15 protein-coding genes, 1 tRNA gene and 1 pseudogene are annotated in these 21,814 nt (G+C 40.9%); 6 read left to right on the top strand and 11 right to left on the bottom strand.

Annotated elements, in window-relative coordinates; genetic code table 11:
* Positions 1-83: 83 nt before the first annotated feature.
* The 7 genes from BM176_RS32230 to BM176_RS22330 all read right to left on the bottom strand — a co-directional run bounded on the left by BM176_RS32230 (position 84) and on the right by BM176_RS22330 (position 12,437).
* The gene (locus BM176_RS32230; protein ID WP_143097882.1) at positions 84-3,440 is read right to left on the bottom strand and encodes a glycosyl hydrolase family 18 protein; all 3,357 of its coding nucleotides are present in this window, start codon (positions 3,438-3,440) and stop codon (positions 84-86) included.
* 280 nt (positions 3,441-3,720) lie between these two features.
* Positions 3,721-4,833, bottom strand: coding sequence for a TlpA disulfide reductase family protein (locus BM176_RS22355; protein ID WP_177230493.1), 1,113 nt, complete (start codon positions 4,831-4,833; stop codon positions 3,721-3,723).
* Between the two features lie 13 nt (positions 4,834-4,846).
* Entirely contained in the window at positions 4,847-6,244 is a 1,398-nt protein-coding gene (locus tag BM176_RS22350) for a RagB/SusD family nutrient uptake outer membrane protein (protein ID WP_177230492.1), read from the bottom strand.
* An 11-nt stretch (positions 6,245-6,255) separates the two neighbouring features.
* Positions 6,256-9,480, bottom strand: a complete 3,225-nt coding sequence (locus BM176_RS22345; RefSeq protein WP_177230491.1) for a SusC/RagA family TonB-linked outer membrane protein — start codon at positions 9,478-9,480, stop codon at positions 6,256-6,258.
* Positions 9,481-9,747: 267 nt separating this feature from the next.
* Positions 9,748-10,887 (bottom strand): FecR family protein, encoded by a 1,140-nt coding sequence (locus BM176_RS22340; protein ID WP_090106564.1) that lies wholly within the window; start codon positions 10,885-10,887, stop codon positions 9,748-9,750.
* A 92-nt stretch (positions 10,888-10,979) separates the two neighbouring features.
* The gene (locus tag BM176_RS22335; RefSeq protein ID WP_143097881.1) at positions 10,980-11,588 is read right to left on the bottom strand and encodes an RNA polymerase sigma factor; all 609 of its coding nucleotides are present in this window, start codon (positions 11,586-11,588) and stop codon (positions 10,980-10,982) included.
* Positions 11,589-11,603: 15 nt separating this feature from the next.
* Positions 11,604-12,437: a CvfB family protein gene (locus BM176_RS22330; protein ID WP_090106562.1), complete on the bottom strand. Its 834-nt coding sequence runs from the start codon at positions 12,435-12,437 to the stop codon at positions 11,604-11,606.
* Positions 12,438-12,517: 80 nt separating this feature from the next.
* On the opposite strand from BM176_RS22330, the gene BM176_RS22325 reads away from it, so the two are divergent.
* The gene (locus BM176_RS22325; RefSeq protein WP_090106561.1) at positions 12,518-13,477 is read left to right on the top strand and encodes an ion channel; all 960 of its coding nucleotides are present in this window, start codon (positions 12,518-12,520) and stop codon (positions 13,475-13,477) included.
* Here the strand turns inward: BM176_RS22325 and BM176_RS22320 are convergent.
* Positions 13,460-13,966: a YdeI/OmpD-associated family protein gene (locus BM176_RS22320; RefSeq protein WP_090106560.1), complete on the bottom strand. Its 507-nt coding sequence runs from the start codon at positions 13,964-13,966 to the stop codon at positions 13,460-13,462. The genes BM176_RS22325 and BM176_RS22320 overlap by 18 nt on opposite strands.
* A 53-nt stretch (positions 13,967-14,019) precedes the next feature.
* On the opposite strand from BM176_RS22320, the gene BM176_RS22315 reads away from it, so the two are divergent.
* The 3 genes from BM176_RS22315 (at position 14,020) to BM176_RS22305 (ending at position 17,663) form a co-directional block, all read left to right on the top strand.
* Positions 14,020-14,523 carry a GNAT family N-acetyltransferase gene (locus tag BM176_RS22315; RefSeq protein ID WP_090106559.1) on the top strand — a complete coding sequence of 168 codons (504 nt, stop codon included), beginning with the start codon at positions 14,020-14,022 and terminating at the stop codon, positions 14,521-14,523.
* Positions 14,524-14,917: 394 nt separating this feature from the next.
* The gene (gene treY / locus BM176_RS22310; RefSeq protein WP_090106558.1) at positions 14,918-17,530 is read left to right on the top strand and encodes a malto-oligosyltrehalose synthase; all 2,613 of its coding nucleotides are present in this window, start codon (positions 14,918-14,920) and stop codon (positions 17,528-17,530) included.
* Positions 17,531-17,579: 49 nt separating this feature from the next.
* Positions 17,580-17,663: transfer RNA gene (locus BM176_RS22305), tRNA-Leu, on the top strand.
* Positions 17,664-17,751: 88 nt separating this feature from the next.
* Here the strand turns inward: BM176_RS22305 and BM176_RS22300 are convergent.
* Positions 17,752-17,919 (bottom strand): annotated as a pseudogene (locus tag BM176_RS22300) (transposase); the annotation flags it as partial.
* Between the two features lie 42 nt (positions 17,920-17,961).
* On the opposite strand from BM176_RS22300, the gene BM176_RS22295 reads away from it, so the two are divergent.
* Positions 17,962-19,056, top strand: coding sequence for a site-specific integrase (locus BM176_RS22295; RefSeq protein ID WP_090106557.1), 1,095 nt, complete (start codon positions 17,962-17,964; stop codon positions 19,054-19,056).
* 51 nt (positions 19,057-19,107) lie between these two features.
* Here BM176_RS22295 and BM176_RS22290 read toward each other — a convergent pair whose 3' ends face one another.
* On the bottom strand, positions 19,108-19,356 hold the full coding sequence (locus BM176_RS22290) for a hypothetical protein (RefSeq protein WP_090106556.1): 249 nt from the start codon (positions 19,354-19,356) through the stop codon (positions 19,108-19,110).
* Between the two features lie 32 nt (positions 19,357-19,388).
* Here BM176_RS22290 and BM176_RS22285 point away from each other — a divergent pair, with 32 nt between their 5' ends.
* Positions 19,389-19,850 (top strand): ATP-binding protein, encoded by a 462-nt coding sequence (locus tag BM176_RS22285; protein WP_090106555.1) that lies wholly within the window; start codon positions 19,389-19,391, stop codon positions 19,848-19,850.
* Positions 19,851-20,130: 280 nt separating this feature from the next.
* Here BM176_RS22285 and BM176_RS22280 read toward each other — a convergent pair whose 3' ends face one another.
* Positions 20,131-21,588, bottom strand: coding sequence for a hypothetical protein (locus BM176_RS22280; RefSeq protein ID WP_143097880.1), 1,458 nt, complete (start codon positions 21,586-21,588; stop codon positions 20,131-20,133).
* Positions 21,589-21,814 lie beyond the last annotated feature (226 nt).

The following is a 21,814-nucleotide window of genomic DNA, read 5'->3' as shown; positions in this document are numbered from 1 at the left end:
GGTTAATCTAAGGAAAGAGGCTGACCGGAAAGCCATAAACAGTTTACTCCTGACGGAGCTCCCCGGTCAGTCTCTCTATACTCTTATTGTATTATTACTTTCTTAGTATAGCTGTTCTTTCCATTGGTAATAACCATGATATAGAAACCGCTGGCTGTATTACCAGTAGCAACTGTAACAACTGGCGCATTCGCCTTCTTATAGGTTACTACTTTTTTGTTTACATCAACCAAAGCTACCTGTACAGGTGCAGTAGCATCATATTTCTGTACGTTTACAGTGATAGTACTACCCTTGATTACCGGGTTAGGATAAACAAGTACACCTGTATTCGTTTCGAGGCTAACACCAGCTTTGGCAGCTACAGCCGGAGCTGCAACTTTAGCCGCTGCAACAGTTGCGAAATTGAATGCTTCCCATCCGGCAGGTGTTGTTCTTGTGCAGGTCATTGCTTTTGTACCATTCTCAGAGGAGATATACAGACCATTATTTCCTTTCAGAAATACCTGGCCGGCATTAGTACTAACAGGGATCCAGTCGAACTTTTCCCAATCCTGGATAGTTGTTCTGTTACATGTAATGGATTTAGTACCGTTTTCAGAAGATACATATTTACCATTGTTCTGTAAAGCGATCTTACCGTTACCGGCATCTACTACCAGGAACTGTTCCCAGCCCTGTACAGTTGCCCTGTTGCAATTCATACCGGCAGTGTCTCCATCTTCAGAAGAAACAAACATACCATTGAATCCTTTCAGAGAGATTGTTTGACCGATAGGAGCCTTTGTTGTAGTATCAGGAGGATTAGTAGTACCACCTCTTGAAACAACTACATCATGAATAGCACTTACCAGTGAGTTAGCACCGGTACCTTCATCGCCAGATAATTCCCAGATCATGATACCACCGCCGTTATCGAATGCGAGGTTTGTCTTGCTTTTGATAGTAGGGATACCATTGTAACCATTGTTATTCCATACATCAGCATTAGGACTGGCACCTTTATTCAGCAGTACATTGTAGTTATCCCAGCTTGGACGAGCATAGAAAGGAACACCTAAAATTGCTTTCTCTTTAGGTAATCCACGGCCTACCCAATAATTGAGAGACTGTTGTGCGTAAGCATAAGTAGAATGCTGGAAGTCGTTGTAATCGTATGCCATCAGGTTGAGGAAGTCAACCTGTGCAAATACAGGATTCAGGATGCTTGCACCATCAGTACCTACTACGGCAGCTGTTAACAGTTTGCCTTTTGCATGTAAAGCAGTAGCTAACTGTGTCATCAGTGCAACATAGTTGTTTGCAGAAGCACCGGTATTAGGATATTCCCAATCGATATCAGCACCATCCAGACCGTATTGATCGATCAGGCTTACTACCTTATTTGTAAAATTCGTACGGTAAGAACTGTTAGCTGCAAATGCTTCAAAAGCACCATCATTACCATTATTCCATCCACCGATAGAAATTTCTACCTTCACACCGTTAGCATGCGCTTTGGTGATCAGGTTACGTAATTTGGCAGCATCTTCAACAGCTGTTAAGTCACCAGTATTTGTAGGTAAAATAAATGCATAGTTGATATGTGTGAGTTTGCTATATTGAACAGCATCTACACTACCAGCCCATGAAGGCATGTAACCCACCACTTTGAAATCAGCGGCAGCAATGGCAGCAGCAGCTACTTTAGCAGCGGCAGCAGGTGTTCCTTCACCAAAAGAGAATGCTTCCCATCCACTTGGAGTAGCACGGGTGCAGGTCATTGGAGCCGTACCATTTTCAGAAGATACATACAGACCATTGCTACCTCTCAGGAATACCTGACCATTACCAACAGGTACCCAGTCAAAAGCTTCCCAACCTTGTATAGATGTTCTGTTACAGGTAATAGGCTGTTCACCATTTTCAGATGATACATATTTACCATTGTTCTGTAAAGCTATTTTACCGTTACCGGCATCTACTACCAGGAACTGTTCCCAGCCCTGTACAGTAGGTCTGTTACAATTCATACCGGTGGTAGCACCATCTTCGGAAGAAACATACTGGTTGTTGAATCCTTTCAGCCAGATCGTTTTACCTATAGGTGCATTACCAGGAGGCAACGGAGTACCGGGAGCAACAGCTGCTATTGTACTTGTATTTTTTACGTTATTGGCAAACTTGATATTATTTAATACAGCAGCCATATTTCCTGCGCCATCCATCAGTGTGGGAGGATTAATACGCAGTAATGCAGGACTTTCACCGGAAGTTGTACGTTTGTAAGTCCAATGACACCAGCCAATACCCAGGCTGTTCATTGCAGCAATGTTTGCACTTAGCCAGCTATTATTGTTCTCTCCTGTTTCACCTACCCATACAGGCGCATTGTTGGTGTTGCGGAAGTTCACAATATTTCCCAGATCACTGATCTGGTTAATATCGCCATTTGTAGCTGTAGTGGAAGTAGAGTTACCATAACGGTGAGCGTTGTACACTAAGTTGGTTCTGTTAGTGAACGTGAACGGCTCCATGTAATTGTAATTGTTACCGTAAGCGTTTCCTTCTATCATCAGCAGGTGGGTATCACCTAAAGCACGAATAGAATTGATCAGCCTTTCAAACATATCATGGATAGTCTGATTAGCAGGTACACCATTAGGTTCATTGATCAGGTCATAAAAAGCAACTGCATCATTATTGGTATAATGAGCAGATAACTTTTGCCAGAGGCGGTTGGTGATGTCGCGATAAATGCTTCTTGTCCACAGTCCCTGTTGCTTGCCATCGAAGATGTCTGCAATGTTCTGATCGGAACCCTGGCCACCCGGAGCGGCATGCAGATCCAGTATCACGTACATGTTGTTGGCAGCGGCCCATTTCAGTACACTGTCTGCCAGTCTGAATCCTTCCAGGTTAGGATCGGTGAACAATGTGTTCCCGTTATACCAGCTGGTAAGGGAGCTTACATAACTTTCATAATTGCCGGCATTACGAGCCACGCCGTTGCGTACGGCGCGTTGTGAACTGGTCAGGAACAGGTCGTAATGCATAGGAAGGCGAACGCAATTGAATCCCAGGGAGGCGATATAATCAATATCAGTTTTTGTGATAAAGTTATCGCGCCAGCTCTGGTAGAATGCTTCTACCTGAGCATCGGTCTGGCCCTGATCGTAGAGGCGTTTTTTGATGGACCATTGTGTTCCACCACCAGAATAGCCTTCCTTGATCATATAGCCTTCCTGTAATAACCAGCCACCCAGGCCAACCCCTTTCAGGATCACTTCCTGGCCACTGGCATTTACGATTTTTTTACCATCCGCCCTAAGCCTGGTCAGCTGCGAAAAGGCGGGTGCTATCCCGAGACACAGGGCTAGCAGCAATAGTAAACTGTTGAGAAATGTTTGTCGCGCGTAGCGTGGAATGCCGCGCAACCGGTTTGTGAAATTGGTCATCATAGAGGGTGTTTGTTAAGGTTTTCTAATAAAAAAAGGTAGACAATAATAGTTCGCCGGCATTACTGCCGGTACTAGGAGTCGTTCGAGGTTGCTTATAGTACTAAGCTTATTTTCTCCATAACGCATATTATTTTATTATAAACTGTATATAAATTACCCTTATCCAGTGCAGATTCAGAATTTATGATGGGGGAAGTGCCTGTTAATCAAAATAGTATCATTTACAGGCATAAAAAAAGCGGCCTGTTTCCAGGCCGCCAGATAATTCATCACAATTACCTTATTTATTAAAAATCTCTGCCAGTTTCTGGTCCAGTGCCTCTCCCCTCAGGTTCTTTGCCACCACTTTCCCATCTTTATCCAGCAGGAAACTGGAGGGAACACTTTTAACACCATACATTTCAGCAGCTGTATTCTTCCATCCTTTCAGATCTGATACATGCATCCACGTAAGACCATCTGCATTAATTGCTTTTTCCCAGGGTTCCTTTTTACTATCCAGTGATACTCCCAGGATTTCGAATCCTTTATCGTGATATGCTTTATACACCTTTACCACATTCGGGTTTTCTTTGCGGCAAGGTCCACACCAGCTAGCCCAGAAATCTACCAGTACATATTTACCACGCAGGTCTGAGAGTTTAACCGCTTTACCGGTAGTATCTGCCATACTGAAATCCGGAGCTACTACACCGATAGCAGTTTTAGCATCCAGGTCCAGGCTGGCCTGGATCTGTTTTCCATAAACGGACTGTTTTACCTTATCACTCATAATAGCAAGCAATTCTTTTGCTCTTTCATGATATGGGTAATTGATAAACCTGTCCTGGATAATGGAAGCTGCTGCTACAGAACCTGTATTTTGTTTTACAAATTCACTTATCACACTATCGTTCAGCGTATCCAGTTTTAAAAATTCCTGATCAAAAGCTTTACTGGTAACTTCATCCAGTTTTACTTTTCCCTTCTGGTTAGCAACATCCAAACGTGTATAGATATCTCCTGCCTTCTGTGTAACAATCTTCCATTTTACATTGTAGAACTCATTGAAGATATCATTCTCCCATGATCCCTTTACCACTGCTTTATATATGGAATCTTTATCTGCCTGAACGGTCATCACTTTATTCTCTACGAAAAAGTTCTTCTGTTGTTTAACGCCGGATATCTTCAATGTATAAATTAAAGGCTCCGGTGTTATACCAGTGAAGATGAAAGAACCATCTTTCACTTTTACAGAATCCGTGATTGTTTTATCCTTCCATTCATGGATCAGATAAGCCGTTCCGGTTGTAATTCCGTTGATAGTTCCTTTGATTGTATATCCTTTACCAGGGCCGGTAGAAGCACTGCATAAAGCGGGTAAGAGCAAAATGGCTGTAAATAGTTTCATGTTTTTCATTTTATTATGGTTGGTAACCAATGTTCTGTTTAAGATTTGTATTAGCATTAATTTCCTGTTGTGGTACAGGCCATAACTGAGCATATGATTTCCAGGTAGCAGGTTTCAGTGCACTTAATACTTCATCTGCTTTATCTGTTCTTTTAAGATCAAACCAGCGATGTCCATATTCCGCAAAAAACTCCAGCCTGTTTTCACGAGCTATTGCAGCAAGCAGGTCTGTCTGATTAATACCTGGATTGGTAACAGACAACAATGGTAAACCAGCCCGGTTACGGATACTATCTACATCCTGTATGGCACCGGTTAGATTACTCTGTTCTGCACGGGCTTCAGCACGCAGAAGATATTGTTCTGCCAAACGGAATACGATTGAATATTCAGTAGATGCTACATTGGCCTGATAGGATTTGTATTTGGCAGGATAATTATATACTGCACTCTGATAAGTAAAAGCACCTATCCAGGCAGCTTTTCTTTTATCTCCTGCTTCAAAATTATTCAGCAGGCTATCTCTCAAAACAAAGGTAGGTGCAGTTGTTGGCGTAAACAATCTTCCTTCCCATGTATTAACTCCTGTGGTGTTTGCAGGCTTCAGTTGCCAGATAGTTTCTGCACTACCTTTCAGGAAAACATTATTCACAGCCGGTTCAAGATTATATGCTCCCTGCATCACCTCAGTAGCTTTTGCTTCAGCAGCAGCCCATTGTTTATTGTACAGATATACTCTTGCCAGCAATGCAGATGCTACATTTTTATTAGGGCGCACTTTTTCTCCACTTGGATAAGCAGCCGTTAAAAGGGATTCTGCCTTTTGCAGATCTGCTATTATCTGGTTGTATACAGTAGCTGCAGCAGTTCTTGGTTGTGTAGCATTTGTTGTATAATCTGTAGAGGTCAGTAAGGGTACATCACCATACAAATTCACCAGGTAGAAGTAACAGAAAGCACGTATAAAATAAACCTCTCCAAGCAATTGTTGTTTGGTAGCTGCAGTTACTTTTGAAGAAGGCGCTTCCATACCAATTATAGCTGCATTGGCGGAATAGATGTAGGTATATGCAGACTTCCACATATAATATACAGCATTGTTACTGGTGAATACAATCCGGTTAGTAGTGTAGTCAGCATATGTCTGAGCAAAATCATACATTTCATCAGCACACAAACCACCCATTGCAGACAGTCCAACACCATTTGCAAGATAAAAAGGATCACTGCCTATGATCATGTTTGAATAGATCCCTGAAACAGCAGACAAGGCTGTATTATCATTTGTAAATACCTCATCACCTGCAATGGCATCATTAGGCAGGCTTGCATCCAACAGCTTATTACAACCGGTATTCAGAAAAAAGAAAGATAGGATGGTCAGATAAATAATACTATATCTCTTAATCATTGTGTTCATTTTTAAAGTGACAATTGTATACCAGCAGTAAACATTCTTAATGGTGGCAGGAATATGCCACGGGTTTCAGGATCAAGCCCTCTGTAGTTACTGATGGTCAGTAAGTTCTGACCCTGCAGGTATACTTTCAGATTTTGCAGTTTAATCCGGGATACAACATTGGCAGGCAGGTTATAAGCCAGGTATACATTTTTAAGACGTACAAAAGAAGCATCTCCCCAGTTAGCCGTACTGGCTATATAGTTATACCAGGCAGTACTGGCTATTGTGGATGGTTTCGCCATACTTACATTATCACCTGGCTGCTTCCAGTAATTTAATACATCTGTATCAAAGTTGGTTAAGCCACCTACAGGCTTAAATATTGAACTCATGTAATTATATCCTTCCTGTTTGGAATATTGTAACAGCACACTCAACTGCCAGTTACCATATTTGAAGTCATTACTGAATCCACCATAATAGGAAGGTTCTGTTTTACCCAATACAATCCTGTCAAGTGCATATTCCAGCAAAGTATTTTTATCCTGGTCTTTAAATGTTGCGGTACCGGTAGTTGCATCTACTCCGGTATATTCAAATCCCTTTGAGATGTTCAGTGATTTACCGATCACATAGGTGGTTGCATAACCGGAACCTGCAAGTCCCGGATAACTGATCAGTTTATTTTGCGGAATAGTTATATTGAATGAACTGTTCCAGCTGAACTTCCTGCTTTTGAAATTGGTAGTATTCAGTTCAAATTCCCAGCCCTGGTTCTGCACTACAGCAGGCAGATTATATTGAACACTGGTAAACCCGGTCATTGAAGGTAAAGGATATCCTACCAGCTGATTACTTGTTCTGTTTCTATAAAAGTCTGCATTCAAAAAGATCCTGTCTTTCAGGAAACCTATTTCCAATGCCAGATCCAACTTGTTTACTCTTTCCCATCCATAATCCGGATTACCCAAATTATTTGGAATAAGTGAGGTTATTGACTGATAAGGATAGGCCAGTACTCTCCATTTTTCATAATAAGCGTAATCAGTTATCTGGTCATTACCGGTAGTACCATAACTGGCTCTCAGTTTGGCAAAACTAATGGCCCGGATATGCTGCATAAAGGATTCCTGCGTGATTAACCAGCTGGCACCTACAGCACCAAAGTTACCATAACGATTGCCTGGTCCAAACCGGGAAGAACCGTCTCTTCTCACACTACCATTCAGGATATACTTACCCTTATAGTTATAGTTTGCTCTACCGAAAACGGATACATACCTGTAATCTGTTGTACCATCTGCATATACACTTATATTGGAAGCCCCTGTAAGAGAACCAAGCAATGCTTCTGTGCTATAATTATAAGCATAGATATAGTCAGATTCTATTGTCCTTTTCTGATAGGTGGCACCTGCCAGTAATTGTAATTGTCCGTCGCCCAGTTTTACAGAATAATCCGCCTGTGGTTCTATGATAAAACTCTTTCTTTTAGTATTACCGAATGTTGCATTTGGCAAAGTAGTAGAACCCGGAGCATATGCATTTTTATAGGCTGGATAAAACTGATCAAGGGTATTCATATTATATCCCAGGTTCAATTTAAGGTTCAGATCAGGGATCACCGTATAACGAATGATCGCATTGCTGATAAGGTTATCTGTTTTATTGATATAAAACCTGTATAACTGATATAAAGGATTGGGATTATTGTTTGATAACCCTTTCCAGTTTAATGCACCGGTAGAATCGTAGGGACTCAGGTTAGGGGCTGTGAAAATAGCTGTTGTAAAATCACCACCGTACGATTTATTATTATCATTGGTAAAATCGTTGGTAAGTGAAAAACCGAATTTTTTATCTGAAGAAGTAAAGTCATAAGCCGCATGCAAAGCAATCCTGGTATCCTTTGCATCTCCGATGTAAACTGTTGTTTCCTTACGGTAGCTTCCACTCAACGAAAACAGGTTGTTTGCATTTCCACCACTGATTCCAAGGTCTGCATTAGTAAAGTGTGCAGTATTCCCGATCAGTAATTTCTGCCAGTCTGTTTGTTGCGTCTGGCTCCACAATGTAAGATCCGGAGCATTACCTGTAGTAGGGGTCAAACCATCATTTGCCAATGCCTGTTTGCGAACTTCAAGGTACTGCTGGGTGTTAAGCAATTTCAGCTTTTTAGCCACTTCTCCTACACCTGAATATACATTAGCATTCAATCTTACCTTACCATCTTTACTACGTGCTTTCTTTGTAGTAATAAGAATTACACCGTTAGCACCTCTTGAACCGTAAATAGCACTGGCATCAGCATCTTTCAATACACTAATGCTTTCAATATCATCAGGATTAATACTGTTTAGCGGACTCTGATTACCTACAGGTGGATTACCAATATTTTCAAACTGGTTAAGGGGAGTGGATAAAAATGGAACACCGTCAACAATATATAACGGATCTGTTCCTGCACCGATCGAATTTCGTCCTCTGATAGTAACATTCACATTTGCACCGGGACGTCCACTGGTAGGACTGATCTGTAAACCTGCCACCCTTCCCTGTAATGCCAGCAAGGGATTGGATACAGGCTGCTGTTCAAACACCTGCGCATTTACTTTGGAGATAGATCCTGTATTGAATCTTTTACTGGTTGTACCATATCCTATTACTACCGTTTCATCCAGTTTACCACTGGCAGGTTGCATAGCAAGAGTAGGGTTTTGAGGTATTGTAGATGCTACGGATTCTACAGTCTGATAACCGATAAAGGTAAACTGTACTACTGCTTTACCATCCGGCACTGTAATACTGAACTCTCCTTTGTTATTAGTTGTAGTTCCTTTACTGGTCCCTTTTATACGGACAGAAACCCCTGGCATCGGTGTTCCTTTATCATCCCACACCTTACCATTGATAACAATCGGATCTGGCTGCATCGCATTATTTACAGGAACACGGCTCTGGCTCAGCACCACTGTTTTGTTCTCTACAGAAAATGTAAGTGGCTGATCCTTCAAACTTGCATTCAACACTTCTTCCACACTGGCATTTTTCAGATCAATATTCACCGGCTGTGTTCCCTCCAGCAAATGCTTATCATAGAAAAAAACATACCCGGTTTGCTTTTTTATAACAGCAAACACTTCTTTTAATGGCATGTTTTTCCCGGTAATAGTCACTGTTTGAGAATAACTCTTTGCACTTAGCTGCAAAACGCCCACCAGTAGTAAAATCACAGACAATTTCATAATTCTCCATACTTTAAGGAAAGTAAAAAAATTTCCTCCGGCTGTCGATCCGGTCCTTAGGGATAATAGAGTGCCAATACCACTTTGGCACAAAGCAGTTAAAATCATAATTTTGGTTTGGGCGATTAAGAAATAAGCAACTGACTTAAAACATGATTGTCCATTTTTAGCCGGTAATGTTCACAGCATTACCGGTTCTATACGGACCTGATTCTGGTTGTACTCTACATGAAAAATGGTTGGTTTTTGATGTTTACGAATCTCATTTTATGGCATCACGACCAGCTTCCGTCCCTCTACTCTGAAATTGACATTTGATTTTTTTAATATATTCAACACCTGCGATAATTGCAGATTACGTTCCATTTCTCCATTAAACTGCCTTTGAGGGATATTCCCTTCATACACAACAGTGATATCATACCATCTTTCCAGTTGACGCATAACTTCCTGCAGATCTGCATTAGAAAAGTTAAACAGCCCGTTTTTCCATGCCATAACAGCGTCAAGATCCGCTCCATTGATCACCTGCAGTTGCTCCTGTTTATTTAGCTGTGCCTGTTGCCCTGGCTTTAACAACTGGCTATTATTTTCATGAATCACTTTTACAGCCCCCGTTAACAGGGTAGTTTTCAATTTCACCTCTTCTCCGTAAGCATTAATATTAAAGCTCGTACCAAGTACTTCGACAGCATTCCCTCCTGCTATTATTACCCTGAACGGAGCGTCTGCTTTAAGAGCTACTTCAAAATATACCTCTCCTGTAATTGTCACTTCCCGCTTATTACCGGTAAAGGCAGCTGGGAAGCGGATAGAAGAAGAAGCATTTAGCCACACTTTGCTGCCATCGGACAAGGTAAGCTGATACTGCCCGCCTCTTGGAGTGGAAAGTGTATTAAATACATTTTCGGCAACGCCTCCTTGTGCCTGATATAAAAGCTCCCCGTTGGCTCCATTCCTGACCAGCGCAGCACCCTGGGTGGGCAAAGTATGCTGTGCACTGTCAAGTGTAACCACACTGCCATCTGCCAGGGTTAATATTGCCTTATTCCCTCCTGGTGCTATATCTGCCGGTTTATTGCTCACAGTAATAACATGTTCCTTACGGGGTAAGAAAAAGTAGACAGTGCCTGCCACCAATATGGCAACAGCGGCAGCTACCAGCCATTTCTTCATGGTATATACCGGCCTTTTACCGCTTTTAAGAACCTTTTGCAATACATGTTGCCATCTGTGCGCTTCCAAAGGGGCCACAGGAGTTGTATTACGAAGGTCCTCCACCAGGTAATCTACCAGTGCTTCTTCCCGGAAATTTTCCAGGAGTTGAAACAATTCCCTTTCCTGAGCCGGAGTTGCCCGGTCAGCTTCAAATAATTCAAATAACTCTTTGATCCGTTCAATACTCATTGGTGGTGGGTATTTTGATATCGAATGATTGCCCCTTGTTTATTGATAAACGAATGAAAGAAAGAAATGGACTATGGAGATCTGAAAAAAATTCAATAATTCTTCCAAAGGCTGAATAAAACGAGAATAGAAATGCCTTTTTCCTGAATAAATGTACGAATAAACTGCATTGCGCTTACCAGCTGGTTGCGTACTGTATTGGGGGATATGCCTAATTTTTCTGCTATTTCCGAGTAACTGAGCCCTTCCTGACGAAGTAAATAAATGGTTTGTCTTTGTGAAGGAAGCTGTTGAATGGCCTCTTCAACTGCTTTGCGGGTTTCATTATAATAGATACTCTTTTCAGGATCTTCCGCCTGTTCGGGGGTTTTATCGATATACCTATCGAGGAAATGCTGCTCCCTGGCCTGTTTTCTTAAATAATCCAGGGTACGGTTGGCGGCTATCCGGAAAAGATAGCCGTCGGGCGACTCAAGTAAAGCAATATGCTCCCGCCCCGTCCATAGTTTTAAAAAGGTATCCTGAATGATTTCTTCTGCAATGGTTTCAGATCTGACCTTTTGCAATACAAAGGGATAAATTAAACGGTTATAGTGATAAAAAAGCGTTGTAAACGCCATTTCATCACCAGCCGCGCAGCGGTGCCATAGTTCCTTTTCATTATGTAGAGTGTCCAGCATGCTGCCCGATCCCGTCCCCACTGTAATAGAATTAATTTATTCGTTTTCTTCCAGTTTGATCCCTGTCTGGGTGAAAGTGATCTTTCTTTGCTTGTATAAGCTGCCGGTAGTCATCTTAAAGGTCTTTTTGCTCATACTAAAGAAATCATAGATCTCCTGGGGATCGGATTTATCATGATAAGGCAGGTAACCATCGTTTTCTTTCAGCAGTCGCAGGATCTTTTCTCCCTCATTTTCAACACGGTTGTAACCTGGCTGCCCTGTTACCACATCTATCTTATCACCTTTAACAGACTTTATAAATCCCTTTAACTTATCTCCAATATCTACGGGACCAAATGCTTCGTTGAAATGAAGGATGCCCGTATGCTGCTGGTTGATGATTACCACAAATCCGATATCAGTGCGGCGGTAAATGATCAGGTCTACCACATCTAACTCTTTCAGTGTCAGGTTCTCATTGCTGAGGTAAACGTCCAGCTTTTCAGTAGCGGCCACCCTGCCTGTTTGTTCATCAATGTAGATCTTTACCAGGTAACTCTGTCCCGGATGCATGGTAGTCAGTTGCTTGGAAGCAGGTACAAACAAATCTTTCATCAGGCCCCAGTCCAGAAAAGCGCCTTGTTCCGTAGCTCCGTTACACTTCAGGTTCACAATATCTCCCACCACCCCATAAGGCTCCTGTGTGGTAGCCGTCAGGCGGTTTTCACCATCATGATAGATGAATACTTTTAATTCATCGCCACGTTTTGCCCCGGCAGGAACAAAACGATTTGGCATTAAAATCTCCTGTTCCCCCCCATCCAGGAATAACCCGAAATCACTATCCTTTTTTACTCTTAACAGGTTGTATTCACCTACTTTATACATGTACTACGTTATTTAGACAGCAGTAAAGGTACACAATTGAAAAACGAAAAGTAGATTTGCCCTGTAAAACCACTTATTGTATGCCTTTGCTTAAACGCATCAATCCATTTCTAAAGACGAATGAAGATACCGGGTTCAGTACCACCATCAGCAGTTATGGGGGCCGGTTCGTGAACAAAGACGGCACTTTTAACCTCCGCAAAGAAGGCCGGTCATTGCTGGACAGGTACAGCATTTACCAAACCATGCTCAATCTGCCTGTATGGCAATTTACCTGTATGCTGGTTCTGATATTTATAATTTTAAACCTGTTGTACACCAGCATTTACCTGATGATTGGCACCAATGAGCTGCAGGGAATTGCCACACGTTCTACCTGGGGAACTTTCAAAGAAGTGTATTTTTTTAGCACGGAAACGTTTACGACTGTCGGTTACGGGCGGGTAAACCCAATTGGAGACGGTGCTAATTTCGTGGCATCTATAGAGGCTATGAGCGGATTTTTATCCTTTGCACTGGCTACTGGTCTTATTTACGGACGGTTTGCGCGTCCCAAAGCCTATCTGGCTTTTAGTGATCATGCCGTAATAGCACCCTTCAAGCAAGGAACTGCTTTGATGTTCCGCTTTGCCTGTTATAAAAATCATCATGCGTTAACGGATGTGAACGTCCAGGTAAATATTGCTATGCTGACTCAGGAGAATGGTCATTCAGCCTATAAATATTTCGATCTCAAACTGGAACGCAGTAAAATTGAAAGTCTGCCAATGAACTGGACAGTAGTGCATCCTTTAAATGAAGAAAGTCCTTTGTCAGGACTCAGTGCTGAAGATATGCAAACGGCAGATGTAGAGATTTATGTATTGATCCGGGGCTTCAGTGATATTTATTCGAGCATTGTACAGCAGCGTACTTCTTACACTTACCAGGAAATCAGGTTCAACAAAAAGTTTGTGCCTATGTACCGGGAGAGTGGAAACGGAACTGTACTGGAATTACAGAAACTGAATAAGTCAGTCGCATCAGGTGCCTCTGTTTGACCGGATCATTGTAGGGTAATCCCATTTCCTGGCCATCGCAGTCACAGCCTGTGCAATACGTTTAGCCTTAGTAGGTTCTGTTTTTGCACTCTCTATCCATTTCATAAAATAATTACGATGCCCTTTGGGCAGTGTATTAAAATAAGCCAGTGCTTCCGGTTCATCCCGGAGGCACTCCATAAATTCAGGAGATGATACCGGATCCGGATTATTGTCTACAGTCAGCTGTACATCCAGTTTAGCCCCTACCCTTTTAGCAATACCTTTCCGGATATCTGCATTCAGCGCCATAATAAAACTACCATCGCCCATAGGCAATAACGCAACACCCTCAATTTTTAAATTATCAAGTTTCCCTTTTACACGAAAAGACTGCTTATGTCCCGGTTTTAATTCCTCTGCCACATCTGCCGGTATAACGATATAGGTCCAGCCAGTCTTTTCGCCCATTTTATCAAACTTTAATATTGTAGTTGCGTATTTAACCATCGGCGTTTTTTGCTAAATTTAGGTTTTAGAAATCATCTGTTGAAATAAAATCTATGCCGATTTGTAAAACCGAACGCCTGATCATTTCCGAGCTAACCATTCAGGATGCGCCTTTTGTGCTAACACTTTTGAATACACCTACATGGATTCAGTATATTGGAGACAGGGGTATAAAAAATATTGATGAAGCCCGTAACTACCTGTTAAATGGCCCTATAGCAAGTTATAAGCAGCGGGGATTCGGATTATATCTCATTAAACTTAAAGAGGGCAATATACCTATAGGGATGAGCGGGCTCATTAAGCGAGAGGGACTGGACAATGTGGATATAGGCTTTGCATTACATCCCGATTACGCCAGGAAGGGATATGCATTTGAATGCGCGGATGCAATTATGAAATATGCCCGTGAAGTTTTAAAAATTCCGGTTATTGTAGCGATTACAACAGAAGATAATGCATCCTCTATTTCGTTGCTCAAAAAAATTGGGTTGCAATATAAAGAAATGGTGATCCTGCCGGGTAACCCAAAAGAATATATGTTATTTAGTACATGATTGTATGTTGCAGTAATACTATATCACACCTTCCTTCCACCAATTTTTTCCAGCTTTTGACATAGTAATAACTTTTCCGGGTTAAGAACCTAATCCTTTCTGCAAAAACCCTGCACAGTTTGTTTTACAGTAATAATCGCATATTCATGATCTCATTCCCGTCATTATGTAGAATTAGCGCCGCATAAATTCCACATTATCAATACACCCCGGCTATATGCATTGTGGCATATTATTTTCACTACTACATAATGAGAGATGAATATCCTTTTGCTGGGGTTGCCATAAGTGGTGAATTTAGTGTTTGGGGAACCATCTGTCCGGCATGGACCGGACTCAATAGAAGTCCATCTTCAAAGAACCATATCATTACAACCACTATCGGCAGTCATTTATGAAATCTTACAGGCCTCCATCAGCGACATACCGTTTACAATTTCATGCAGGATTTACCTTTCAGCAATTGCTGACTATCCTGGATTACCTGCATGATCTTGGTATTTCAACGATCTATGCATCTCCTGTATTTAAAACTGCTCCCGGCAATGAGAATGGGTATAATATAACAGATCCTCATCAAATCAATCCTGCCATTGGTACAATAGAAGAGTTACGAACCATTCATCAGCAACTGCAGCAAAAACAGATGACATGGCTACAGGACATCGTACCCAATCACATGGCATATCATACTACAAATACACGGTTGTACGATGTAATGGAAAGAGGTCCCCTCTCCCCTTATTACGAATACTTCGACATCGACTGGCATCATCCGGATCTTTCACTGGCAGGGAAAGTTATGGCTCCCTTTCTGGGTAAAACGCTGAAAGAATGTGTGAAAGATGGGGAGATAAAATTGGCTGTAACAACGAATGGTTTTACCATCAATTATTTCGAACAGGTATTTCCATTATCTGTTGCTGCATACGATGTATTGCTCACAACCGTTATCAGCAGTGATGCACTCCCCTTCAACAAACTGATCACATCTCTTTATCAGCAGGCCACAATAGGGACTTCTACTGTTGAATGGACTAAGAATAAACAAAAATTACTCACTCCTCTATCAGATCTTTTATATGGTATAATAGAACGGGTGAATAATAATCCTACACTACTGCTACAGATAATACAACAACAGTATTACCAGTTAACAAAATGGAATGAAGCGGACAGTCAGATTAATTATCGTCGCTTTTTCATCATAAATGAATTAATCACTCTGCGGATGGAAGCGCAGCCGGTATTTGACGAATATCATACCTTCCTGCACAGTCTTTACAGGCAGGAACTCATTCAAGGCTTACGCATAGATCATATAGACGGGCTCAAAGATCCCGCAGCTTATATCCATCAACTACGCCAGATGTTTGGCAGCAGTTGCTATATCATAGCGGAAAAGATCCTGGAAAGCCATGAATCTTTTCCTTCGGACTGGTCTCTGCAAGGTACCAGCGGTTATGAATTCTTATCATACACCAATCACCTCCTGAGCAACAACAAAGGTGCAGCACAACTACGCCGCTTTTACAAGGAACTGTTGCCTTCCATGCACGACTACAAACAAACTGTATATGAGAAGAAACGGCTCATCCTGGAAAAGTACATGGCCGGTGAATGGGAAAACCTTGTGCGTTACTGTTATACATTAAAACTGGCGGATGCACACATTAATCACGACAAGCTAAAGGAAGCCCTGGGTTTATTCATGATCTGCCTGCCTGTATATCGCCTCTACCCTGCTGCCGCCAGTCCCCTGGAAGACTATACGCTGGATATTGTGCGGCAAACTTTTGAACTTGCACGGGCAAAGAATCGTAATGTGGAAACAGAGATGGCATTACTGGAATCATGCTGGGAAGAGATTCCTGAAAAAGGGAAAGCCCGCTCCCGCATGTTATTCATCCAGCGGTTAATGCAATTCACTGGCCCCCTGACGGCTAAAGGTGTGGAAGATACCGCCTTCTATGTATACAATCCTTTATTGTCATTCAATGAGGTAGGTGATAGTCCTGATACTACTGATTTCTCATTAGACACCTTTCATAAGCGGCTGCAGACCCGTCAGCAGTATACTCCTCAATCATTGAATACTACGGCTACTCATGATACCAAAAGAGGGGAAGATGCCCGTATCAGGATTAATATGTTAACACTGCTGCCCCGCGAATGGAAGAAAAAGGTGAATGAGTGGAGAGAGATGAATGGCTCTCCTCTCGAACTCAACGATGAATACTTCATATACCAGTCCATCATAGCAGGCTTTCCATCTTCCGGTGTTGTTACGTCCACTTATATTGAGCGGTTGCAACAGTATTTTATCAAGGCGGCACGTGAAGCGAAGATTTCAACAAGCTGGTCCAATCCTTCTTCATCGTATGAGGATGCGGGTACCAAATTTATACATCGCATTCTTTCTGATAAGGCTTTCCTTGACGGCTTACAACCCTTCCTCGCTTTAGTAGATGAACATGCTTTTACCAATTCACTGGTACAGGTACTTATAAAGATCACTGCCCCAGGTATCCCGGATATCTACCAGGGATGCGAACTATGGGACTATAGCTATGTAGACCCTGATAACCGCCGGCCGGTAGATTATACAATCCGCAAATCAGCACTGGCTGCTATACGTCAAAAGGAACAGGAAGGTTCCCTCTTTCCATATCTGACAGCCGGACGTTCGCAAGGGTTGCAGAAGCTATTTACTACCTGGAAAGCATTACACTGCCGCAAAGAACATGCAGACCTGTTCATAGAAGGTGATTACCTCCCCCTGCAAAGTAGTACCGACCAGATATTAGCATACGCACGGACTTACCGGAAACAATGGGCAGTGATAATAACTCCACTCCCTGGATCTGATTTTTGTGGTACCATATTATTACCCACTGGTGCCCCCTCCCGCTGGAGGAACATTTTCACTGGCGAAATCTTTACTGGAGGAGCTTTGATAGTAGCAGATGTATTGAAACAATTCCCGGTTGCGCTATTGGTTCAATAAAAATTTGTTCGTTTTAAAAAAGTGTTTACATTTGCAACCCTAACGAGATGCCCAGATGGCGAAATTGGTAGACGCACTGTGTTCAGGTCGCAGCGTTCGCAAGGATGTGCTGGTTCGAATCCAGTTCTGGGCACTTCATAGCTCTGTAAGTCATTGATTTACAGAGCTTTTTTATTCCCCGAATGTCATAAAATCACGCTTTTTCTTGGGGGATTAGGAATCTAGGCATAGATTTTAGCTAGTCTGTAAAGAAAAAATTCCACATCTCTCACTCCCCGCAAAGCATTTCTGAAGGCTTTAATCTTGGCATTGAATGATTCCGCAGCGGCATTTGTACTTCTGTTATCGAAAAAATTCAGAATGCCTAAATAGTGTTGTTGTATAGTCTTATCAAGGTTTTTTTCTGCTATCACCACTAAAAATGAAATGCTATGAACATTGGAGAAAAGACAAATAAAGCAGGAGATAAAACCTATTTCTTTTACGATCTCGGACGTGGAGCTGGTCAACGTCCTTCTACTGGCATCTTTATTTATACCCGGCCTAAAAACCAGGAACAGAAAAATTTTAATAAAGAAGCACTGAAAATACTGGAAACAAAGAAAAGCCAACTTACAATAGAACAACAAGCTATAGGTACTCCTATTATTCCGGCTCATAAGTTCAAGACTAATTTCGTAGAATATTTCCAGGATTTCATTGCACTGAATAAACGGGAAGGAAACCGGCATTTAGTATACTGTCTGTCAAAATTTAAGACCTTCATAAAAAGGGATTCAATTGCACCCGTTGATATCACAGAGAACTTTTGCAAACGCTTTAGACAATATTTGCTGGATACGCTGACAGGTGAAACACCTGCCAACTATTACGCCCGGTTCAAATGGGTAGTAAAAGCCGCTACTAAAGATGGTTATTACAGGATAAATCCTACCGAAGATATTCCTGCTCTTAAAAATGCCAGTATTGCCTTAAAGGAACACCTGGAAGCAGAAGAATATATTTCCCTGCTGAATACTCCCTGTTTTAATCAACAGGTAAAGCTGGCGTTTCTGTTTAGCTGCTATACTGGTCTAAGATGGGTGGATGTCAAAAGGCTGGAATGGAAAGACATTCAAGGAGCAATACTGATCACCCGGATTATCCAAAAGAAAACCGGAAAACCTGTTACGTTAACTTTGCACCCTATTTCATTAGCCATTCTCGAAGAAATGAAAAGGTTATCATTGGGCAAATATATAGCCAATAACAAAGTGTTTGCTTTGCCAACAGCTAATGGAGCAAATAAAGTCCTGGATGAATGGGTGAACAGGGCAAAAATCGATAAGAACATTACCTGGTCTTGTGCCCGTTTAAGTTTTTCTATTCTGCTAAAAGATAAGAATGTGGATGATGTCACCATTGCTTATCTTATGGGCCATACCACTACAAGGCAGGTGCAGCAAACATACAAGAGGCATAAACCTAAAGATCAATCTGAGGCAATTAGTCATCTGCCCTATTCTGATATAACTTCGTTTGTGTAAGTACTGTTAAAACAACAAAGGCCATTCTGTACTGAGAATGGCCTTTTGTTGCTATGCGACTTTCAACTTGTGCTTCGGAACAGACAAAGAAGGTGATAACGTTTCACCGGACAACATTTTATCAATTTCTTCGCGTCTGAAATACCCGTTGTCATTCTTATAAACTCCAGATTCCTCGCACTTCTTAGCAAATTGAGTTCTTCCTAAATTGCAGTAAATCAATGCTTCTTCTGGTTTTAAGAATGGTTTGAAACAAATAGCAATTGCCCGCATTATAATCAATTCATCATGCTTTATCATATCAGTTTGTTTTTGGGTTAATACTTCATTGGATGGATCAAATTTATAATATTATTCTCATGGGTCCATCCGGTACAGGAAAAACATTCATCTCAGCAGGATTATGCGTAGAAGCTGTGAAAAAAGGCTATAAGGCCTACTTCAGGACGATTGATAGCCTGATCAATACACTGAAAATGAAAGAAATTACCAACACCGCTAAAGCGGAATACAAGCGGTTGCTACAAGCTCATCTTGTTGTTATTGATGATATCATGCTATTCCCGGTAGAGAAAAAGGAAGCGGTGAGCCTGTTTAATTTTATTAATCAGATTTATGAAAAGACTTCATTCATTATTACGACCAACAAAAAACCGGCAGAATGGGCACAGATGCTGGGCGACGAGGTACTAGCAACAGCTTTACTGGATAGATTACTGTTCCAGTGCGAGGTCATAAGCCTTAGTGGGAAGAGCTACCGTCTGGAAAATAGGAAAACAATTTTTGAAGACTAACTCAACTCTCTTACTTTTGGTACATGCTCTGCACTCTTGTTGCCATTTATTGTGTAGTCATTGTTGCCAAATGTTCTGCACTCCTGATTGCCAAAAACTCTGCACTTTAGATTACCGATTACAGCATAAGCCTAAAGATCAATCTGGGACAATTAGTCATCTGCCGTATTCTGATAAAACTTCATTTGTATAAATCTTGTAAATAAAGGTTATTCTCCTCCGACGAAAGTTGGAGGCTTTTATTTTGACGGGTATTTTATCAAGATCAGGGAGATAAGTGCTAAATATGTAATATAGCGTTGAAGATAAATAGCAAGCAAGAAAGACCAGTCAAATATTGAAAAAAGAACCAGACAATGTAACCCAAATGATTGTGAACTTTCAGTTTATCAAGATCTATCTTCAATGCAAAGAATATAAAAGCCGTATAAATAAAAACAATCTTGACTTTCTTTAATCGCATATTTAGATCATTATAATAGCAATTTTCAATAAACAATATCGGATATGTCAGCTGTACACCATTCCATTTACAGTAGTTAATAAAGGTGAATAATATCAATAATCCTATTACCCATAAGAAGACAAGATATTTCTTATAACTATAATACCACCAATATTTATCTATTAAGTGAACAATCTTCGATTGCTCAATAGTTCTAGCTTGTAAATCTACTCGTTGGTAACTATCTTTCTTTCCGCCGAATTTATACTTTGCAAGTAGACTTTCGAAGGTATTACCAATGACGTCTCGATTATCAGACGAATCGAAAACAAGCCTTAACCCGTTGTTCCATACAATTTCAATATTTTCAATATCTGAGTTCACTAGTCTGAGTTGACTCTGGATATTGTGTTCTCTAAAGCCTATGCTCACTTTTTCTCTTAGATCTCTACAATTGATAAAATCTATACGATCAACAACCATATCCGACAGATATGCGTCAGGACCGAACGTGCACCTATCGAATACAATCTTAGCATCTGGATCTCTTTGAAAAAAGGTAAAATCCGAATTAATATGGCATGCTCGGAAATTATATATATGCTTAAAAGACCCACCAAAAGTGTATGGTGAGTTTAGCGAATCTTCATTAGTTAGGAAGGTTACATTATCAATAGTATCATTTGCAAAATAATAATACTGAGTTTTCGTCCGATCTGCAGAATGAAATGAGACATTTTTAATGCTTGAACTTATAACTCTGAAAACAGATGAATCGACAAAATTAACATCATAGAAATGTAAATCTACATTCGTTGAATTTTTTATTATTACAGCATATTTTACATTACAAAAAGATAGTTTTAATTCTGAATTCGATCCCGAATCAAGTGAAATAACACCAATATTACTATGGAATACATCCAGCAGACCAAAATTTCTCTTCAAATGAAGGTATTTAACATTGGAACTATCAATTACTACAGATTTTCTGACTATGTTTGAATATACAACATCAGGCTTATTGTTTATTATATTAAAGCTGCACTTTATAAAATATATTGGGTTAGAAAGCGATTTTAGTTGAATAAAATAAAATAAGCTAGGTTCACTACTCATATATGGAACGATAAAAGCTTTGTTCCTTATATAAAATCCACCTTCCTGAAAATTACCGAACTTACTTGCAGGAACTGGCTTGTTTAAAATAAGAGTATCTATGGCGTACAATACAGGTAAAAAAGAAAGTAGGCAGCAAATCAAAATTATCAAAATTCGGGTTGTCGAGTTCATGGCATTTATTATTCTATGAAATGTAACAAGTTTTTGGTTTGTAGAAAGTTGCAATTGGTGCATTAATCAGCTGTAATTACATTATGTATTCTTGTGCCTATCCAAGTTTTCCCATTCTGATAAAATAAAATTCGGTCAAGCCCGATATTAGTTGATAGCAGTACAGAAGCCGATTTTTGTTCCATCCGCCAGCCTTGCGGCAAACCTTTTGTTGTGGCAGTGCGGC

It is taken from the genome of Chitinophaga sp. CF118, from assembly GCF_900112615.1.
Lineage (GTDB): Bacteria > Bacteroidota > Bacteroidia > Chitinophagales > Chitinophagaceae > Chitinophaga.
The sequence above is the reverse complement of the archived record's forward strand: the minus strand, read 5'-3'. Positions and strand labels throughout refer to the sequence as shown.